Consider the following 2,801-nt stretch of genomic DNA (forward strand, 5'->3'; position numbering starts at 1 on the left):
GATGTCGTATCTGTGCTGAAGTCGTCGCTATAGGCAGAAGTACCAGCTACTGCTGTCACAGTTACAGTCATACTGTCCATTGTCATGGCACCTGCATCATCTGTCACAATTAATATAAGCGTATGTGAACCGACGCTAAAATTGGACTTCTCAAAACTTGCAGTCATACTCAGTACTACACCGTTTTCTCTCCACTCATACGATGTAATTGTTCCATCAGGATCAGTACTGCCTGATCCATCTAGTGTCACAGTATCCCCCTGTGTGACATTTTGATCTGATCCGGCATTGGCAATTGGATCTGTTGCTGATGGAGGCTCATTACTTGCCATGATAGTTGCCGCCCAATTTCCTTCTCCCGGTGTAACTACTAATATCCTGTCTCCTCCTTCAAAATTCTGGGTTGGCCCCCATTCTCCTGAATTAATGTCAATCCAGCGAGCTACCAAGGACCCATTCACAGCCGACACATCAACATATACGTCACCACCTGCTGGAAAATATATGGCATAAGATTGTCGATCCTTATCAACTGCAAGATATGCTTCGTTTTCCCCACGTCTTGACAAGAGTTCATTTGCAGGTTCAATCAACCACAGAGGGATGATTGATTCAAATTTTCTAGCTGCACGGATGTCGGCCACTGCTTTGTCATTCAACCCAAGACCAGCAGTCGGCCGATGAAACCTTATAGACGCTGCCCCTGCCAATAGATGTCGCCAAAAACGTTCAATACCGTCCTGATCGTCTCCAGATTTATACCCATCTGCACCATATGTCTTTGTATTGTTCATAGGACGAGGCATTCTTGAAAGATACTCTTTAGCATATATGAAATGATCCCAATGTACCTGACCAACCTGATGGTTATTTTGAGATACTTCAACAAAAGCATACAATTCTGGATGATCGAATGTTCGCTTATGGATATCAGCTGTCAGATCCCAATCATCCCACATTTCGGTTAAGAAAACCTTCCGTCCTTCTTCCGCTGCACGACTTTGAACATACTCCGCCCAGTATCGTCCCCATTCTTCCTCTCCTGATGCCTCATTATCCATACAATATATTACATGATCATATTGCAAAGAATAATAGAGCATTTTGTCCACGAATCGTTTCTGATATTGCAGTACAACAGTATTATTCTGTTGATTGGGTGTTGTAAAGAAAAACGGCTGTTCATTCGTATTGGGATGATTCGGATAAACTTCGGCAAATCCAGACTGCTCAGCATTGTAGTTGATGTTGTTTATCGGATTGTAAGGATGCATCTCCCAAGGGGATTGACTATAATCGAACCTATCCCATATCTCGATCTGAACAATTATTCCACGCACTGCCGTTTCCCTCAATAGTCTCTCAAATCGATTCCAGTATTCATTATTCCATTGATTCAGATCATACTTACCATCTTCTAATTGATGAAATGGATATACCTCAAAACCTTCAATACTCTTACGGTCACTCATTGTGTTACGAATTACATTACCACCAGCATTCACAAGCCGATCAAGCTGTGATAAAAGTGCTTCTTCTCGCCACTGAAAGATGTTATCATCATCACTCCCTCCCAATAGTAATATCGGGATATCTTTGTAACTCCAGTACCAAGGGTTTTCACTCCATGGCAGTAACTTAGGTATAGCTGTAACTGCTAGAGTCATACTATCTATTCCTATTGCACCTTCATTATCTGTTACTGTGAGTGTCAATGTATCTAGTCCTACGGTATCAGGTGTATAGATAAAAGAAGCGGTTGTGGCTAAAACAGTTATACCTTTTTTCCACGTATACGTTGCAATAGTTCCATCTATATCAATTCCATTTCCTGCAATGGTAATGCTCTGGTTCACTTCTATACGCTTATCTACTCCGGCATTTGCTATCGGTAGAATATTATCTTCTGTATAAGCTATACTATAAACAATATTATCAAAATAGGCATCCTGCTGCGTAACTTCAACAGAGAAAGAGCTCACTGCAATAGCAGTCGTATCACTGTTAAGTGTTAATATATCACCAAATGCCTCTACAGTTGTTGCACTAGGACTAAAATTGATGCTTATTGTATAGTTGGTACCTTGGGTATACTCACTACCAAAGGCAACAGAGTCAACCTTCACACCATTCACATACTTGGCAATCTCTCCAGGACCATAGTTATCCGTATTGGTGACTTCATAATAGGTCTGGGCATCCTGTATAAGTTTTAATGTAACAATACCGCCGCTTGGATGGTGAATGGTAGGGGAAAAGTCAATACTGAAACTTCCCTCTGTGGATATAGGAAGAGATCTAGAAAACTGAAGAGCGATATCATTATCCGTTAATATACGAATACGCTTACCACTACTATCATACGTGAAGCTACCTACACCACCTTTTGTCCATGTATCCTCGGTAATGTACTCGGATGTCGTATCAGTACTGAAATCATCTATATAAGCAGTATATGCTGGAGGTACTGCCGTGACTGTCACGTTCATACTGTCTGTTGCTGTAGCCCCATCATCATCTGTTACAGTGAGGGTCAATGTATCTGTTCCTACGGTATCGGGGGTATAGCTAAACGAAGCAGTTGTGGCTAAAATAGTTGTGCCTTTTTTCCACTCATAGGCTGTAATATTTCCGTCACTGTCTGTTCCGCTTCCTGTAATGGTAATGCTCTGGTTCACTTCCACATTTTGATCTGCTCCTGCATCTGCTATAGGTGGAATATTGGCTGGAGGTACTGCCGTGACTGTCACGTTCATACTGTCTGTTGCTGTAGCCCCATCATCATCTGTTACAGTGAGGGT

General features: G+C 41.8%; 1 protein-coding gene. It reads right to left on the reverse strand.

All coding sequences use genetic code 11. The features are described from left to right. Positions 1-2,801 (reverse strand): PKD domain-containing protein (locus LDM93_RS11290; protein ID WP_223892521.1); only part of this gene is annotated, 2,801 nt, incomplete at both ends.

Source organism: Sulfurovum sp. TSL6 (assembly GCF_019972115.1).
Lineage (GTDB): Bacteria > Campylobacterota > Campylobacteria > Campylobacterales > Sulfurovaceae > Sulfurovum.